Source organism: Acinetobacter towneri DSM 14962 = CIP 107472 (assembly GCF_000368785.1).
GTDB lineage: Bacteria > Pseudomonadota > Gammaproteobacteria > Pseudomonadales > Moraxellaceae > Acinetobacter > Acinetobacter towneri.
Genome location: NZ_KB849690.1, coordinates 327,062 through 345,151 on the forward strand (window position 1 = coordinate 327,062; position 18,090 = coordinate 345,151).

Here is an 18,090-nt window from a genome sequence, read left to right on the forward strand (position 1 = left end):
ACACTGCTCAGAATGCTATTTTATTTAAAAATCTCCCTGAAGTTTAATTTTATGGCATGACAGCCAGATAACATGGTGAAAAAATGATGTCGTCAATTGCTATTTTCTGTGGTTCTGCCCCAGGAAAAGATTCAGTTTTTGTTGAAAATGCACGAAAAGTGGGTGAAACATTGGCTGCACAAGGCAAAACTTTAATTTATGGCGGTGGACGCTCAGGCTTAATGGGTGTGGTGGCAGATAGTACTTTGGCCGCAGGTGGGCGTGCAATTGGTGTCATGCCTGAAAGTTTGGCAGAGCATGAATTGGCGCATCCGCATTTGACCGAATTACATATTGTTGAAAACATGCATGCCCGCAAAATAAAAATGTCAGAATTGGCCGAGGGCTTTATTGCTTTGCCGGGTGGTTCTGGAACTTTAGAAGAAATTTTTGAGCAATGGACGTGGGCACAATTAGGAATTCACTCAAAACCCTGTGCCTTTTTTAATGTAGCTGGCTTTTATGATGATTTGCTGAAGTTTTTAAGACAGACCTCTGAAAAAGGTTTTACTCAGCCACGTTTTTGTGAGGCATTGATTGTATCGAATTGTATTGACAATATTTTGCAGCAATTTGAACAATACCGTGTTCCTGAAATGAAATGGGAAGTGCCTGAGCTAGAGTGGGTGCAGCAGGAACTGGCGAAATAAAATGGCTGAGATCAACAACATCATTACCGTTGCAGCTGCAATTATTTTAAATGTCAAACAGCAGTTATTGGTGGTGCGTAAACAGCATACCGCGTGTTTTATGCAGGTCGGTGGCAAATTAGAACCCAATGAAGCGCCTGAAACGACCATGTTGCGAGAAATTGCCGAAGAAATTGGCTGTCAGGCGCAAATTCAACAATTTATTGGACGCTATGAAACAGCAACGGCCAATGAGCCCGACTGCCGTTTGGTCAGTTATGTGTATTGGGTTCAGCTTGATCAGGCACCAAAAATTGCTGCTGAAATTGCCGAAATGAAGTGGGTAGATTTGGATGATCAAGATACTTTGTTGGCACCGCTGACCCGTGAAGTGGTGATGCCGTGGTTAAAACAATATTTACAACAAAATTAAGAGCAGTTGATCATTCTTCTATATTTTAAGTTCAACTTTTTAATGCGTTGAGCATATTCAACCGAATAGTTTTTTTATTCAGCACTGGCCAGACAAACCGCCTCGACTTTTTGACAGCCGAGCTTGAGCAACTGCTGTTTGAGTGCATGAATTGAACTGCCCGTCGTGACCACATCATCCACAATTAAAACCCGACGAAAACGGATTTTAGGCGCATTCTGAATTTGAAATTGCTGTTGGATGTCTTCCAATCGTTCTAAGCGACTTAAGCCTTTTTGCGCGTGCTGTTGTAAGCGGGTCACAGGTTGCCAAATCGGGACATTTAAATGCCGCGCTAGTCCTTTTGCTAACAATAAAGATTGATTGTAGCCGCGTTCAGTCAAGCGGGCAGTGGAAATTGGCATCGGTACAATTGCTTGGATTTTAGGATAAGACAGTTGTTTTAGCGCGCCTACTAAAAGCAGTTGGTAATGTAACTGCTGTTCATATTTAAATTGTTGAATGATGCGATTAATTGGATAGTGGTAATCAAAGGCAACCTGAATCTGCATTTCTTGTCGTTGTACCGCTTGGCTACGCCACGGCAATTGTTGCCAACAGGTTTGACAGACCGAATGTTGCCATTGCGTGTCGCTATGGCAGAGCTGACACGGTTGCAGTTGGCGCAGCCATTGTATGCCGCATTGTAGTAGATTGATCGGCTGAGTCATCTTAGGACTGCAATCCGTTTAAACATAGGCATAACGTGGTGCCTCAGGCAGCCAGCGTTTTAGCAAAGCTTCGGCATGTGTAGGATAATCGTTTAAAATTTGCTGTGCCACATGATGCGCCTGTGCCAGCAAATGATCATCCCGTTCTAATTTAGCCACCCGAAAGCCCATATCTCCCGTTTGTTTGGTTCCTAAAAGTTCCCCAGGGCCACGCAGTTCTAAATCTTTTTCTGCAATCACAAAACCATCGTTGGTTTCGCGCATAATCCGCAAGCGTTCTTGTCCATTTTGCGAAAGTGGATTTTTATACAACAAGGCACAAAAACTGGCTTTGGCACCCCGTCCGACTCGTCCACGTAGCTGATGTAGCTGTGAAAGTCCTAAACGCTCGGCATTTTCGATCACCATAATTGAAGCATTGGGTACATCGACCCCGACCTCAATTACTGTGGTGGCAATCAGCAACTGTAATTGATTGTCTTTAAATTGCTGCATGACGGCTTGTTTTTCATCGGCTTTCATTTTGCCGTGTACCAGCCCAATATTCAGTTCAGGAAAGCGTTCTTTAATTTCAGCAAAAGTCACCTCGGCAGCTTGCGCATCTAAGGTTTCCGACTGTTCCACCAAGGTACAGACCCAATAGGCTTGTTTGCCTTCGGCACAATTGCTGGCAATACGTTGTAAGACTTCTTCACGCCGATCTAGCGGAATAGTCACCGTTTGAATAGGCGTACGCCCTGGCGGTAGTTCATCAATCACCGAAGTGTCCAAATCGCCATAGGCGGACATGGCTAAAGTTCGCGGAATAGGCGTTGCAGTCATCACCAATTGATGCGGTGTAGTATGATTGGCACCTTTATTGCGCAAAGCCAGACGTTGATCGACCCCAAAACGGTGTTGTTCGTCAATAATCACCAAACCCAATTTGGCAAATTGCACATTGTCCTGAAATAACGCATGTGTCCCAACCACCAAATTGGCGCTACCGTCTTGAATGCTCAGTTCAGCCGCTGCCCGTGCTTTGCCTTTTTGCTTGCCAGACAACCACGCCACTGTTAAGCCCAACGGCTCAAACCATTTTTGAAAGTTCAGATAATGTTGTTCTGCCAAAATTTCAGTGGGTGCCATCAGCGCGACTTGCCAGCCTTCTTCTAGGGCATGACAGGCTGCGACTGCAGCGACCAAGGTTTTACCTGCACCTACATCACCTTGTACCAAGCGCAGCATGGGTTTATTACGCTGCAAATCCTGCATGATTTCTTGCGAAACCCGTTGCTGTGCGCCTGTCATTTGAAATGGCATGTTACCGAGTAACGCAGGCGCTAGTTTTTGACTTGGGGAAAAGGCAGGTGAGGCAATTTGCTGAATATAAGCCCGTCGGGTCAGTAAACTGACTTGATGCGCCACCAATTCTTCAAAAATCAGGCGTTGCTGTGCAGGGTGAGAGCCTTGTGCCAATTGCAGCATATTGGCATTTAAAGGTGGATGATGAATATAATCCAACGCCTGTTTGAGTGCATAGCCATTGGTCATTTTTTCAGGCAGGAGTTCAGGCAAATCATCACTATGCTGTGTCAAGGCCTGTTTGACGTATTCACGTAATTTGGCTTGGGTCAGCCCATCGGTGCTTGGGTAAATGGCAGTCAGTTGGGTTTTAGGCAGTGGGGTATGTTCAGTAATCAGTTGTAATTCGGGGTGATACATTTCCAGACCACGCGCCCCAACCCGTACTTCGCCAAATACTCTTAAACGATTGCCGAGTTTGGCACGATCTGTAATACCTTTATAAATATGATAAAAACGTAAGGTGATTTTTCCAAATTCATCTTCTAAATTGACCGCCATCGACTTGCGTTTACCCGGTGGAAAATCGACCCCTTTAACCACACCTTCGAGTAAATAGCTGCGCCCCACGTTTAATTGGTTCATGGGAATGATCGTGCTACGATCTTCATAGTCACGCGGTAGATGAAACAGCAAGTCATCTGTGGTGAAAATATTTAGTTTTTCAAGTAATGCAGCAGAGGCAGAGCCTACCCCTTGCAACTGATGGACTGCAGCCATGTCCCCTCAACTTCAAATGCTATGATTAGGTGCTGAATGCATATTCTATTTATTGGTTATGGTAAAACATCGCAGCGTGTTGCAAAACAACTATTTACGCTCGGTCATCAAATTACCACAATTAGCCGCAGTCCGAAAACAGATCCTGATATGACGCATCTGCTTCAAGATATTCAACAGCTCGATTTATCACAGACTCAACCTGTTGATGCCGTTTATGTATTACTTGCACCATCTCGGAATACGGTTTTGAGTTCTGTAGAAGCGTATCAACAGACTTATGTAGATTCTGTGCAGCCGATTGTCGCTGCATTAAAAGATCATCCTGTAAAGCGAATTATTGTGGTGTCATCTACACGGGTTTATGGCGAAAACGCAGGTGAATGTATTGATGATGATACTGTGCCTAAGCCGAATGATGTACAAGGGCAGTTGTTGTTGCAGATGGAACACTTGTGGCAACAGGCTTATCCTGAACAATGTGTGATCGTACGTCCTTCGGGTATTTATGGCACTTCGACTGCACGCATGCTCAAACTTGCGGAAAGCACACAAAGTTACCCGAATATACATTGGTCAAATCGGATTCATATTGATGATTTGGCAGGTTTTTTGGCACATTTACTTCACGTGGAACATCCAGAACCATCATATATTTGCAGCAATAACCAAGCTCAGCCTTTGCATGAAATGATTTTAAAGATTCAGCGTGAATTGAATTTACCTGAGTTGGTGTTGGAAGGTGAGCGTGAAACAGGGAAAAGGATTTTTGCTCAGAGGATGGTGGCGAGTGGGGTTGAATTATTCAATGTGTAATCATTTATCAAATGGAGCGTAAAACTCAGTCCTTCAGGTCAGAGATATAAGCGACACGACATGAAGTGTCGTTTGATTTAACTAAGGACTATTTTCCTTGAGTTTTGATTGTTAATATAAGTACATGAAAACCCTTAAATTACGTATAAAAGACAAACATTGCAAGGTGTTAGACCAACTAGCATCAGAAGTGAACTTCGTCTGGAATTATGTCAATGATTTAGGGTTTAGGCATTTGAAGCGGAAAGGTGAATTTCTCTCTGCTTTTGATATTGCCAAATATACGAAAGGCACATCCAAAGAATGTAATTTACATAGTCAAACCATTCAGGCTGTAACTGAAGAATTAGTCACCCGAAGAAAGCAATTTAAAAAGGCAAAGCTGAAATGGCGTATCAGCAATAAAAAATCAGCAAGGCGCTCTTTGGGATGGGTTCCCTTTAAAAAGGTGGCTATCAAATATGCCACTGGATATGTCCAGTATGGAAAACACCAATTTAAGCTTTGGGATAGCTACGGTTTAAGCAAATACACGTTAAAAACAGGTTCATTTGTAGAGGATAGCCGTGGGCGTTGGTATGTATGTCTTGTTGTTGAATCGCCTAAGCAAGATAAATCGACAGCAACCAAATCGATTGGTATTGATCTAGGCTTAAAAGATATTGCCACCTGTTCTGATGGCACTGTAATTTCAAATCCAAAATTCTATCGAAAATATGAGCAGACATTAGGTATTGCTCAGAGAGCCAGGAATAAGAAGCGTGTTCGTGCATTACACGCCAAGATTGCAAATAGTCGAAAAGATCATTTGCATAAAGCAAGCACCAAGCTTGTGAATGAAAATGCATTGATTATTGTAGGTGACTTGAGTGCTAAAAAATTAGTAAAAACCCAAATGGCAAAATCTGTTTTGGATACAGGATTTTCGGCACTAAAAACAATGCTCAAGTATAAATGCGAGAACGCAGGCGTATTGTTTGAAGAAGTCCAAGAAGCCTATACCACCCAAATCTGTTTGTGCTGCGGTGAGATCACCTCAAGTAGTCCCAAAGGTAGTACAGATCTTGGAATAAGAGAATGGGAGTGCATGAGCTGTGGTACAGTTCATGATCGAGATATAAACTCAGCTCTAAACATTCTTGCGCTTGGGCATAAGCGTCTAGCTGTAGGAATCACCCTCTTTTAAGGGGGGGGAGGATATCAAAACCTCAAAACCGAGCACATGATTTTACTGCATCGACCTCACCCTGAAAATGAAATCAAAGGTGGGGCATTGAAAGCTGTAAAGCAAGCACTCAAGCAGGAGGGTTTTTTATGAGTTATTTTAAATACAAAGGTTATCTCGGGACGATTGAACCAGACCTTGAAACAGGTGAGTTGTTTGGAAAATTGGCGTTCATTCGAGATCTTATTACTTATGAGGCTGAAACCTTAAAAACACTTGAGCAAGCTTTTCAGGAATCGGTAGATGGATATTTAGATTCTTGTGCAGAATTAGGGAAGAAACCTGATCAGCCATTCAAGGGAACATTTAATGTTCGTATCAGTCCTGAATTACATCGCAAAGCTGTTTTAGCTTCGGAGGAGAGTTCTTTGAATGCATTTGTGAGTGATGCAATTCAAGAGAAATTAATGCGCTTAGGTGTATGATTTTATCAATGCTATAAACTTTATTCTATATTCAATTTAAAGCATAGCGACCTATTGCTATACAGATCGCTATGTTTTTTTGTGTGAAAATTACTTCTTCTTACGTTTTAAGCGTTTCTTCGCCTGTTGTGCAGCAAGAGCCTCTAACGCCTCACGCAATTCTTCATCGCTAAAGGTGGTGATGTGTTGCAGCATCTGTAAAGTCACATCATCCAACACCAAATTGGCGTATTGTGCGACGTTTTTAAAGTTATCATCAAACACAATCGCATTGTCACTGTTGGTGCTGATATAACCTTGCTGAGTTAAGACTTTAATAAAGCTTTGGAACAAGGCTTTGTCAAAGAATTCAGGTGAGTTGAATTCATACAGCACCGACAAACGCTGACCGACCAAATGGCTGAGTTCTTCGACCTGACGTGCCGAAATATTGCCTGAGCCGCGTTGTGTAATCAGCGCCAGTGTCATGTAATAACGCTCTAAACTCTGCATTACAGGTGCAGCCAATACTACCAACTGGTTATGGTCTTCACTATTTGGTGCAGGTGAAATTAAGTTGCCTTCCGCATCTTCAGAAATCAATTTGGCCTGAATTAACGCTTCTACATAGGCACAAATCCGTTCTTTGAGTTCCTGATCTTGCCATTTCAAGAACAACTCAGCTTTCAGGAACGGATATAAAGTACGAATGACGTTGATTAAATCACCACGACGAATCGAACCATTATGTTTCACCAATGCTGCAATTAAAGATGGTAAGACAAAGGCATGCAAAATATTGTTGCGGAAGTAGGTGAGTAACACCGCCTGATGGTCTTCAATCGCGATAATATCGCCCAAAACGTGCTGCACTCGTTTAATCAGTTTGAGTTTTAAGCCGTAGGCAATAATTTCTTTACCTGATAATGGTGTGACTTGAGTGCGCTCATCATAAGGCAGGGCAGTGAGCAGATTACGGTAAGTGTCTAACTGCTTCACACAAATTTCTTCATCCAAGGTATGTTTTGGTGTTGCCAGTAAAATCAGCGATAACAAAGATACCGGGTTAATTACCGCAGCACGGTTAATGTTTTCCAAAATCGCATGTGCTGAAGTATTCACTGCATCTGACACTTGTGGTGGAATAGGATCATCATTTTTTTCAATGCTGATGTGTTCGGCATCGTGTTGTTTTAGAACATCATCTAAAAACACAGGTTCGCCAAAATTGACATGCACCTTGCCAAAAATCCGTTCAATCTTGCGCATGGTTTTTAAAATGCCCATTAGCGATTCAGATTCTTTTGGCTTGCCTTGCATTTCACCGACATAGGTTGAACCTTCCATCAGGCGTTCATAACCAATATAAGTTGGCACAAAAGCAATCGGTTTAGCACGACCACGCAAATGACTGTGAATGGTCATGGCGAGCATGCCTGTTTTTGGTGGCAACAAGCGGCCTGTACGTGAACGTCCACCTTCAATAAAGTATTCAAGCGGCGTGTTACGCGACAAAATACTGAATAAATATTCTTTAAAGACGGTTGTGTATAAGCCGTTGCCACGGAAAGTACGACGGATAAAAAACGCACCGCCACCACGAAGCAATTGACCTACAAATGGCATATTCAGGTTATCGCCCGCAGCAATGTACGGCACCATCATGCCGCGTTTGTAAATCACATAAGACAGCAATAAATAGTCGATATGACTGCGGTGACATGGGGTATAGATAATTTCATAGTCTTTGGCCAGTTCGCGCACGGTACTAAAATTATGCACTTCCACGCCATCGTACAATTGTGTCCATAAGCGGGTCAGTGCCATATCGGCAAAGCGTACCGCTGCATGAGAGTAGTCCGACACGATTTCATTTAAATAACCAATCGCACGACGCTCGGCTTCAATCACGCTAATTTTACTGCGTAAACTTTCACGACGAATGGCATCTTGCACATCGGGAGATTTAATCAGACTGAGCATGACATTGCGGCGGTCAGACAAGTCTGGGCCAAGTACGACTTCACGTTGTCCATCTAAGTAATTATTTAGAGTGTTAACAATAAAGGTCGCAGGCGACAGGTTCGGATGCTCAGTTTTGGCATGTTCAATTAAAGCGCGTAATGATTGTGGCTCGTGAAATTCCAAATAAGACTGACGACCATGCACCCCAATATTCATTAACTGCTTGACTGTGCCAGGCGTTGCCCACGTATCGGTAAACAGTAGTTTAAACCACGAATCCTCTTTGTCTGGAGAACGTCCCCACAACACGGTCACAGGTACCAATTCAATATCAAGTTCTGGGTGTTGTTCTAATTGTTCAATTAAACGTAACAAGCGTGGCGGAAAAGCATAAGGTGGTGGATTGAGTAGGTTGTTCTCATCGTGATGCTGTAAAAACAGAATCGAGGCTTTTTCTTTATGTGAACCCATCACCAATGGATCAAGCGCAGGCGTGAGTTTTAAGCGACGTGTTTCGCCATCGACCACCAAGGCATTGCTGCGTGAGTGATTTTGCAATACGTAGCAAGTTATCTTGGTGCGAGTGGCATTTGAGTCTACACTTTGCGCATCCTTGACAGGGACTTCACCCAAAACATGCGGTGTCACCACAAGGTCAAGCAGCTTACCAGAAAGCTGACGATACATTTGACCAAAACCACGCTTGGACATACTCACTCCTACTTCATCACCTAAGTCCCTAGCCAGTAGGGAATTTATTTTGCGTCATTGTATCTAATAATCGCGCTGCATTTTTAGATAATTTGCATGAATATTGTTAGATTTTATCGTTAAAAATCGTATTTTTAGCAAAATTGATCGGCTAAGTTGTGACACAGCGGTCAGTCTTTGATGGGTAAAAGATGCAGAATCTATGGCAAAATAGCAGGCTTAAAATAGTCAGTTTATTTTGACGATTTATTTTTTCATCGACTTCGATCCCGCATCCCCAATTTCCGCCATACATAGGTTAGTTATGAACGCACTCACACAAGAGCTGGTTGAACTTCTTTGTTTAGAAAAGTTAGAAGAAAATATCTACCGAGGTATCAGTCGTAACTTGGTGGGTAAACGTGTTTTTGGTGGACAGGTTTTGGGACAGGCTTTACGTGCTGCATCTTATACCACTGATCGTCCTGCGCACTCATTGCATGCCTATTTCTTGTTTGGTGGCGATGTCAACGCACCTATTATTTATGAAGTTGACCGTTTGCGTGATGGTAAAAGTTTTTCTAGCCGTCAAGTACGTGCCATTCAGCATGGGCGTACCATTTTTACTGCGATGGTGTCCTTTGCGCCGTTGGAAGACGGTCTGAATTATCAAATTTCAGAGCCAAACTATCCTGCAGCAGAAGCTTTAAAAAACGAAGCGGAACTCAAACAGCATATTGTCGAGTTTGTACCTGAAAATGTGCGTGCCAGTTTTATGCGTGATCGCTTGGTGGAGATTCGCCCGATTAATCCGAGCAATCCATTTTTACCGCAGCCTGAAGCACCTGCTTATGCACACTACATTCGTACCCATGACAGCATTTCACCAGAGGTGGATGAAGTGTCTTTGCATCAGGCAATTGCGGCATTTTATTCAGACTTCACGTTAATGACCACAGCACTGCGTCCGCATGGTTTGAGCTATTTATCACCAAGTTTGCAGTGTGCCAGTATTGACCATGCCATGTATTTCCATAAACCGTTCCGTGTGGATGACTGGATGCTGTACGACATGGAAGCCACCATTAGCACTAGTTCGCGTGGTTTGAACTTTGGGCGCATGTGGCAAAATGGTGAATTGGTGTGTAGCACCAGTCAGGAAGGCTTGATTCGTTTACGTGAAATCGAAACGCAATAAAATATAGCCTTTAAAATCTACATTCATCAGCCGACATTCATGTCGGCTTTTTTACATCCTGAAGCACGATCTGAACCTAATCAAAGTGCGCTAGAAAAATAATACTCGATTCAATTTCAGCCACATGGCATAGTCCACACATCACATTAAAAAACTCAATTGCGTATGAGCCTCAATACACAAATTCTAATTGCCGCAATTTTGGGTGTGGTGTTTGGTTTTATTCTGAATCTATTTCCAGACAGCACATTTTTTAGCGCCAGTTTGTATGGCATTGGTTTAATGAGCAGTATTTTTATTGGTTTACTGAAAATGCTGCTGATCCCACTAATTTTTAGCTCAATTGTGGTCGGTGTGTCGAACTTACAGGCTGTAGGGCAATTGAGTCGAGTCTGGAAAATTACGTTGGCGTGTTGTGTCACCACCACGACTTTGGCTTTAATTTTAGGTTTGGCGTGTGCGCATTTATTTGCAGTGGGTAAAGGCGTAGATATTGTGATGTTTCAAGATGCTATGGCGCAGCATCAAAGCCCAGACACGCTTACGCCGTCTTCGTTTTTTACCAATTTCATTCAAAACACCTTAATCAATCCGTTTAAAGCTTTTGCCGAGGGTAATGTTTTGGCAGTGGTGATATTTGCCTTATTGGTGGGTGTGGCGCTGGTCAAAGGCGGGGAGCACTTTAAAACGGTACGTAAACTCAGTCAGCAATTTTTTGAAATTATGATGTTGATGATTGGCTGGGTAATGAAACTGGCACCTTTGGGGATTTTTGCTTTATTGGCTAAGTTGGTTGCAACCGAAGATATTTCAGTCCTGAGTCGTTTGGCAGAGTTTGCTGCAGTGGTCACGGGCACCACGATTTTTCATGGTGTGGTGGTCTTGCCTTTGCTGTTGTGGATATTTGGCAAAATGGATCCGATCACCTTTTTTAAAGGCACACGTGCTGCCTTAATTACGGCTTTTGCCACCAGTTCCAGTTCTGCCACTATGCCACTTTCGATGAAATGTGCGCAGGAAAATTTAGGTGTGCGTCCGCAAACTGCAGGCTTTGTGATCCCGTTAGGTACACAACTGAATATGGATGGAACGGCATTGTATGAAGCTGCAGCGGCTTTGTTTGTTGCCAATTTAATGGGGCTGGATTTAAGTTTAGGACAGCAATTAATTGTCTGTGCCACAGCCATGATCGCTTCTTTGGGCGCGCCTGGTATTCCAAGCGCAGGTATGGTGACGATGATTATGGTATTACAATCGGTGGGCTTGCCTGCAGAAGCGATTGCGATTTTATTGCCGATCGACCGTTTGTTGGATACTGTGCGTACTGTGGTCAATGTGCAGGGCGATATGATGATTAGTGTGGTGGTCGATCGGCATACTCGTGATGACCCTGCACTGCATTCCTGATAATGGGTTTAAAATCGAATCAAGTTTTCAGCATCATCCTGTTTTATTGTGCTATGTAAAGACATGAGCCAAAGCAGATTAATCCCAACATGGGCTGTAGGCCACTTCCCAAATATGACCATCTAAGTCCTGAAAATAACCTGCATAACCGCCGTAAAAGGTGCTCTGTGCAGGTTTTAAAATTTTCGCACCTGCATTTTTTGCTTGTTTCAATACCTGATCGACCTCGAGTGGGCTATGTACATTATGTCCTAAAGTGATTTGTGCAGCACTGCTGGCTGTACCTGTTAAGCCTGTATCTTGTTGTAAACTTTGTTTAGACCATAAAGTCAGTTTTAAGCCTGCTTGCAGTTCAAAAAAGACCACCGCACCTGGTTCAAATTCCTGTCCAATAATGCCTTCAGTTACAAGTCCTAAGCCGTCGCGGTAAAAGTCGAGTGCACGTTGTAAATCTTCTACCGCTAAGGTAATCACTGAAATGTGTGCTTGCATGTTTGATCTCCTTATCGCATGTAATTGTTTAATGTCTAATTGTTATGATCTTGACAGTAGGGCATTTCTGGCTGCGTTGTAAAGTGCAACTTTGGTGGTGAGGGAGATTGTGATTACGGCGTAAAACTGAAAGTGGACATACAAATAAAAAGTCCTATTCGAGATTGAGCGAATAGGACTTTATGTTATAGACCAATAGTCAGTAATTTAACGGACTATTTGGTTTCGGTATCAGATGCGGTTAAATCGTCAGTTTCTAAAAATTCAGGCTGATCAACATCAACATCAACATCAACATCAACATCAACATCATCGCCAGTCGCTTCTGGAATGCTGTCTAAATCAAATTGATGCGCTTGTTCTAAGGTAAAGTTCAAACGTCCGCCCATCACACTCGCAAGCTCTTCCAAACCTTGTTTGTTGAGTGATGAAAATAATTGAATCGAGAAATCTAGTTTCATCTTTTTCAACTGCTGTTTGACTTCAAGCAATACTTTATTGGCAGGGCCGCGGTTGAGTTTGTCCGATTTGGTGAGCAATACATGCACGAACAATTTACGTGAATATGCCCACTCCAGCATCATCACATCAAAGTGCTGTAAGGGATGGCGAATATCCATCAGTAACACCAAGCCTTGTAAACTTTTACGATGAATCAAATAATTTTCGAGTTCTTTTTGCCACACAATTTTCATGGCTTCAGGTACGGCTGCATAACCATAACCGGGTAAATCGACCAAACGCTGTTCGGGGTTGCCCAAACTAAAGAAGTTGATCATTTGAGTACGACCCGGTTTTTTAGAAGCACGTGCCAATTGTTTTTGATTGGTTAAAGCATTAATTGCACTGGACTTACCTGCGTTGGAGCGTCCTGCAAAAGCCACTTCGTAGCCAGTATCTTCTACACATAAATTCAGTTTAGGCGCACTCATTAAAAACTCGGCTTTACGCAGCCAGTTTAAGGCGCGAACAGAGTATTCAGTAATGGCAGGGTCTACTTTTTTCTCGTAGCTAATTTTCTGCCGTGGCTGTGCTGCTGCCTTACTGTTTTTCGATTTTCCTCTGCTATGGTGCATAACTTAACTTCAATTCATGGTCTACAAACAGGCATTATAAAGCAAGTCATACAGGCAAGCGACCTTTGCGCCCTGAATGCCCGAAAAAAGCAACATCTAGGATGATATTGCTTTGACCGTTTAAGTTACTTTAAAGATGAATCAGCGGGATTGGAGATTGTGTACTGAACTGTAAATTGGGTACAGGCTGTAGCACTTCACCCAAGCTGTATTGATCTAAGCTTTGATAAAACTGTTCCATTGCCTGATTGAGAATGCCTTTTAGTCCACATTGCGCACGCAGCACGCAGGGCGGGGTATTACACTCTACAATTTGATTTTCACCTTGCAGGATTCTCACCACATGACCTAAACGCAAAGGCAATGCTTCAGGATGCAAGCGAATCCCGCCACCTTTACCACGAGTGGTAATGAGCCATCCTTGCTTACCCATAAAGTGAACGATTTTTACCAGATGGTTCTGGGAAACATGCAAATCCTGTGCAATTTCCGCAATGGTATAGGGTACATCTCGAGGACGCGAGATATACATTAAAATACGCAGCGCATAGTCGGTGAATTTATTTAATTGCATGATCGCACAGATGTTTTTTTAAATACAAATAAATTAAGGCTAGTCTAGCATAACTAGACTAGCCTTACCTATTAGCTTTTAACGCTTTAGATTAGTGGCGAACACCACCTGTACCAAACGCTTCGCTATGGATTTGCTCATCTTTGATGCCACGCGCAAGTAAAGCTTTACGCTGTTCTGCCATGAATGGCATTGGACCACATAAGTAGTAATCTGCATCGGCTGGTAACAGCGCTGCATCTACAGTGCTGAGGTCTAAACGACCTGCAACATCGTAATCTTGACCCAGTACATCACCTTCGTTCGGGAACTCATACGCAGTCAACGTATGAATACGTGGACATTTTGCAGTTAAGTCTTGGAGATGCTGTTTCATGGCATGTACTTGTTTGCTACGACATGCGTGAATAAATGTCACAGGTTGTGGCACATCTAAAGTCACCAATTGATTCAACATTGCAATCATTGGTGTTAAGCCAACGCCGCCACTAATGAAGACATTGCGTTTGTTGCTGTCGATGAGGAAGAAGTTACCTGTTGGTGCAGATACTTCAACTTCAGAACCTTCTGGTAATTGGTGCAATACGTTCGATACCCAACCTGCAACTTTATCTGCACCATTGCCTGGCTCACGTTTTACAGAAATACGTAAGTAATCTTGTTGTGGGCTAGTCGATAGCGTGTATTGACGTGGTTGCTTCAAGCCAAGTTCAGGTACAAATACGCGTACTGAAATATATTGACCTGCTTCGTATTTTGGTAAATCGCCACCATCTACTGGCTCGAAGTAGATTGAAGTGATTTCGTCACTTTCTACAACTTTCTTGGCAATTTTGAAATTACGCCAGCCTAACCAGCTGCCTTTAGTTTGTTCGTGTTGTTCGTAGATTGCACGTTCAGCATTAATAAACACTTCTGCTAACTGACCATAAGCAGCTGCCCATGCATCAATTAGAGGATCTTCCATTGAAATATTTAATACTTCGCTAATAGAGTGAAGTAGGTTTTCGCCCACAATATTATAGTCAGGTGCTTGAATGTTTAAGCTCACGTGTTTGTGGGCAATCAATTCAATCACAGGCGCAAGCACAGAAGGATCTTCAATGTTTTCAGCATAAGCCAATACAGCACCTGCAAGCGCTTGAGCCTGCGCACCACTACGTTGGTGACCCATGTTAAAGGTTTCTTTTAGATCAGGATTATTCCCCAACATGCGGTTATAGAAATAACCAGTCAGTGCGACACCATTTTCACGGAGTACAGGAACAGTTGCTTTTACAAGGTCAATTTGCTGTGGAGTCATGTTCGATCTCTCATGGCTGTTATTTATAAGATGTATTCAAAATACATCTTATAAATAAGGATTGCAAACATTTTTTTGTGAAACCTTAAAAAAAATATGGATTATAAAAATATCCCATTATTTTTAAAGTTTTTATGGGGTTTGTAGATGTGACAGCGAGAGGTTTGTAAGTGTTCATTTAGGTTTTGGATGGTGCATCCATGAATGAAATCTATACAAACCTCATCGTTTATAACATGCTATTTCTTACCAAATAATGACCCTAACAAACCTCGTACAATTTTCTGCCCAGTAGAACCGCCTAAGCTACGTGCTGCACTTTTGGCAAAGGTTCCCACAATATCCTGAGTCAGTTTTTCACGCTGTTTGGCAGCGCGCTCTGCTTCTTTTTGCTGTTCACGGGCCAAGCGTTCCTGTTCACGTGCCTGCTGTTTTGCCAAGGCTTCTGTTTCTTTGGCTTCTTGTTTGGCACGTGCCTCGGCTTCTTTTGCTTCAATTTTGGCTTGCTCTTCCGCTGCAGCTTGTTGCTGTCGTTGTTCAACTTTTTGTTGCAACATCTCGTAGGCACTTTCACGGTCGAGCTGCTTTTCATACACGCCTGCAATCACGCTTTGATTGATGCAGGCTGTACGTTCTTCAGTGCTAATTGGGCTAAAAGCAGAGTAAGGCGGCATAATCCAAGCACGCTCTACGACTTGCGGTGTGCCTTGTTCATCCAAGCAGCTAATCAGGGCTTCGCCAACCGCCAGTTCGGTAATGGCTTGTTCAACTTTAAATTCAGGGTTGGCACGGAAAGTATCTGCAGCGGTTTTCACTGCTTTTTGATCTTTAGGTGTGAAAGCACGTAAAGCATGTTGTACACGGTTACCCAACTGCCCCAACACGCTTTCAGGGAGGTCTAGCGGGTTCTGGGTCACAAAATAAATCCCGACACCTTTAGAGCGAATCAGGCGTACTACTTGCTCGATTTTTTCTTGCAGGGCTTTGCTGGCATTGTCAAATAACAAGTGTGCTTCATCAAAAAAGAACACCAGTTTTGGCTTGTCCATATCGCCCACTTCAGGCAATTGCTCAAACAGTTCTGACAACATCCACAATAAAAAAGTGGCGTAAAGTTTAGGGGTGTTCATGAGTTTGTCGGCTGCGAGCACGTTAATATTGCCACGTCCCTGACTATCGGTCTGAATAAAATCCAGAATATCTAAACTCGGTTCACCAAAAAACTGATCACCACCCTGATCTGCCAAAGCCAGTAAGTTGCGCTGAATCGCGCCTAAACTGGCAGGAGAGAGGTTGCCATACTCTGCCTTGAATTCACTGGCATGTTCGCTAACATAGGTCAGCATGGCTTTTAAATCTTTAAAATCAATCAGTAATAAGCCCTGATCATCGGCAATACGAAATACTGCAGATAAAACACCTTCTTGCGTGTCATTCAAGTTCAGCATTTGCGCCAATAATAACGGGCCAATTTCAGAAATGGTGGTACGAATCGGATGACCTTGTTCGGCAAATAAATCCCAAAACACCACAGGAGATGCTGCAAACGGAATGCTTTCGATACCTAAGCTCTTAATACGTGCATCAAACTTTGGGCTGCTGCTGCCTGCTTTGGCTAGACTGGAAACATCGCCTTTGGCATCGGCTAAAAATACGGGTACACCAATTCGTGAAAAGCTTTCTGCCAAGACTTTTAAGGTGACGGTTTTACCTGTACCTGTTGCACCTGCAATTAAACCGTGGCGGTTGGCAAACTGTGAATGTAAAACCACGTCTTGTTGAACGTCGGCAGTTTTTTTACCAATAACGATTGCTGTACTCATATTTTTATCCTGATTTATATAGCTATTGTTAAAATGATGATCTGTGCTGCATTAGTCGCTGAAGCGTTGTAAGGCATTTTGAATATCTTGAATTAAATCTGCAGGATGTTCTAGCCCAATACAAAAACGCACCAATAATCCTTCAGCCAAGTGAGAGTGCTCTAGGGTACGCATGGACTTGAGATCGTAAAGCATCACTAAACTTACGGGGCCGCCCCAGCTAAAGCCGAGTTTAAATAAAGATAGTGCATCACAGAATTGGCGTACAGCGGCTAAATCATATTCAGGCTTAAAAATCACACTGACCAAACCTGCGCTGTGTCCATCGCGGCAAATTTCTTTCCAATACGCATGCCCCGCAGATGTGGCATCGGCAGGGTGCAACACCTGAGCAAATTGTGGTTGTAGTTTCAGCCAGTTGAGTAATTCAATTGTGCTTTTTGCTTGGTGCTCATAACGTAGTTGCATCGAAGCCAAACTGCGTTGTACTTGCGCGACATCATCCCCCGATACGCAAATACCTTGAATGGCATGCATACGAAACAGTTGATGATGTAAGTGTTGATCACGGGTCACGACAGACCCCATTAAAATGTCACCACCACCACTTGGGTATTTGGTCAGGGCATGGACGCTTATATCGACACTTAAATGTTCATCACCAAAATCGAAAGCATTAAACGCAAGTCCTGCACCCCAAGTATTATCTAAGGCTGTGAGCATGTGATGTGATTTGGCTTTTTTGACTAATGCAGTTAGGTTTGGAAACTCTAGTGTGACCGAACCTGCCGCTTCTAGCCAAATCAGTTTGGCTTGGGCAGAAGGTTGAAAGCTATCGACATCAATTGGATTGTAGACTTGAACGGTGATGCCGTAACGCTGCTCTAAATTGCGTAAATGCTCCATGTTTGGGCCGTAAATATTGTCAGCCACCCAAACTTCATCGCCTTGACTTAAAAAGCAGGAATTCACCAAATTAATTGCTGATAGTCCGCTTGGTGCGAGTAAGCAGTATTCACCACCTTCTAATTGCGCAATCTGATCAGCGAGTGTGAATGTAGTCGGTGTGCCATGTGTGCCATAGCTATAATCATAAGCATCAGTCCAGTGTCGATTAAACAGTGCATCTGTGTTTTCAAAGATAATGGTCGATGCACGAAATAGGGGAGGCTGTACCGTTTGAATATATTGTGGGGCACGTCTTGGTGCATGAATTAAAGCAGTTTGAGCATTTTTCTTCAC

16 protein-coding genes are annotated in these 18,090 nt (G+C 43.1%); 7 read left to right on the top strand and 9 right to left on the bottom strand.

The genetic code is table 11. The features are described 5' to 3' along the window. The first annotated feature begins 86 nt into the window (after positions 1-86). Complete coding sequence (locus F947_RS08810; RefSeq protein WP_026438479.1) at positions 87-689, top strand: LOG family protein; 603 nt, start codon at positions 87-89, stop codon at positions 687-689. Between the two features lies 1 nt (position 690). Continuing rightward, positions 691-1,101: an NUDIX hydrolase gene (locus tag F947_RS08815; RefSeq protein ID WP_004974664.1), complete on the top strand. Its 411-nt coding sequence runs from the start codon at positions 691-693 to the stop codon at positions 1,099-1,101. Between the two features lie 74 nt (positions 1,102-1,175). On the opposite strand, the gene F947_RS08820 is transcribed toward F947_RS08815, so the two are convergent. Then, a complete protein-coding gene (locus F947_RS08820; protein ID WP_004974665.1) occupies positions 1,176-1,811 on the bottom strand; it encodes a ComF family protein in 636 nt (211 codons plus the stop codon). An 18-nt stretch (positions 1,812-1,829) separates the two neighbouring features. Continuing rightward, complete coding sequence (gene recG, locus F947_RS08825) at positions 1,830-3,875, bottom strand: ATP-dependent DNA helicase RecG (RefSeq protein ID WP_004974667.1); 2,046 nt, start codon at positions 3,873-3,875, stop codon at positions 1,830-1,832. A gap of 36 nt (positions 3,876-3,911) precedes the next feature. On the opposite strand from recG, the gene F947_RS08830 reads away from it, so the two are divergent. The 3 genes from F947_RS08830 (at position 3,912) to F947_RS08845 (ending at position 6,341) form a co-directional block, all read left to right on the top strand. After that, on the top strand, positions 3,912-4,691 hold the full coding sequence (locus F947_RS08830; protein WP_004974669.1) for an NAD-dependent epimerase/dehydratase family protein: 780 nt from the start codon (positions 3,912-3,914) through the stop codon (positions 4,689-4,691). 124 nt (positions 4,692-4,815) lie between these two features. Continuing rightward, positions 4,816-5,877 (top strand): RNA-guided endonuclease InsQ/TnpB family protein, encoded by a 1,062-nt coding sequence (locus tag F947_RS08835; protein WP_004974671.1) that lies wholly within the window; start codon positions 4,816-4,818, stop codon positions 5,875-5,877. A gap of 128 nt (positions 5,878-6,005) precedes the next feature. Then, positions 6,006-6,341: a type II toxin-antitoxin system HicB family antitoxin gene (locus tag F947_RS08845; RefSeq protein WP_004974672.1), complete on the top strand. Its 336-nt coding sequence runs from the start codon at positions 6,006-6,008 to the stop codon at positions 6,339-6,341. A gap of 90 nt (positions 6,342-6,431) precedes the next feature. Here F947_RS08845 and plsB read toward each other — a convergent pair whose 3' ends face one another. After that, positions 6,432-8,996, bottom strand: a complete 2,565-nt coding sequence (plsB, locus tag F947_RS08850) for a glycerol-3-phosphate 1-O-acyltransferase PlsB (RefSeq protein ID WP_004974675.1) — start codon at positions 8,994-8,996, stop codon at positions 6,432-6,434. Positions 8,997-9,300: 304 nt separating this feature from the next. Between plsB and F947_RS08855 the strand changes: the two genes are divergently transcribed. After that, positions 9,301-10,173: an acyl-CoA thioesterase gene (locus F947_RS08855; RefSeq protein ID WP_004974677.1), complete on the top strand. Its 873-nt coding sequence runs from the start codon at positions 9,301-9,303 to the stop codon at positions 10,171-10,173. 165 nt (positions 10,174-10,338) lie between these two features. Next, complete coding sequence (locus F947_RS08860; protein ID WP_004974680.1) at positions 10,339-11,580, top strand: dicarboxylate/amino acid:cation symporter; 1,242 nt, start codon at positions 10,339-10,341, stop codon at positions 11,578-11,580. A 78-nt stretch (positions 11,581-11,658) separates the two neighbouring features. Here the strand turns inward: F947_RS08860 and F947_RS08865 are convergent, their stop codons facing one another. The 6 genes from F947_RS08865 to F947_RS08890 form a co-directional block, all read right to left on the bottom strand. Then, complete coding sequence (locus tag F947_RS08865; RefSeq protein ID WP_004974684.1) at positions 11,659-12,072, bottom strand: VOC family protein; 414 nt, start codon at positions 12,070-12,072, stop codon at positions 11,659-11,661. A 215-nt stretch (positions 12,073-12,287) separates the two neighbouring features. Further along, a complete protein-coding gene (gene yihA / locus F947_RS08870; protein ID WP_004974687.1) occupies positions 12,288-13,148 on the bottom strand; it encodes a ribosome biogenesis GTP-binding protein YihA/YsxC in 861 nt (286 codons plus the stop codon). Positions 13,149-13,278: 130 nt separating this feature from the next. Next, positions 13,279-13,722 (bottom strand): RrF2 family transcriptional regulator, encoded by a 444-nt coding sequence (locus F947_RS08875; RefSeq protein ID WP_004974689.1) that lies wholly within the window; start codon positions 13,720-13,722, stop codon positions 13,279-13,281. A 91-nt stretch (positions 13,723-13,813) separates the two neighbouring features. Further along, positions 13,814-15,025: an NO-inducible flavohemoprotein gene (hmpA, locus tag F947_RS08880; RefSeq protein WP_004974691.1), complete on the bottom strand. Its 1,212-nt coding sequence runs from the start codon at positions 15,023-15,025 to the stop codon at positions 13,814-13,816. Between the two features lie 239 nt (positions 15,026-15,264). Next, positions 15,265-16,848: a helicase HerA-like domain-containing protein gene (locus tag F947_RS08885; RefSeq protein WP_004974693.1), complete on the bottom strand. Its 1,584-nt coding sequence runs from the start codon at positions 16,846-16,848 to the stop codon at positions 15,265-15,267. 51 nt (positions 16,849-16,899) lie between these two features. Next, positions 16,900-18,090 carry a PLP-dependent transferase gene (locus F947_RS08890; protein WP_004974695.1) on the bottom strand — a complete coding sequence of 397 codons (1,191 nt, stop codon included), beginning with the start codon at positions 18,088-18,090 and terminating at the stop codon, positions 16,900-16,902.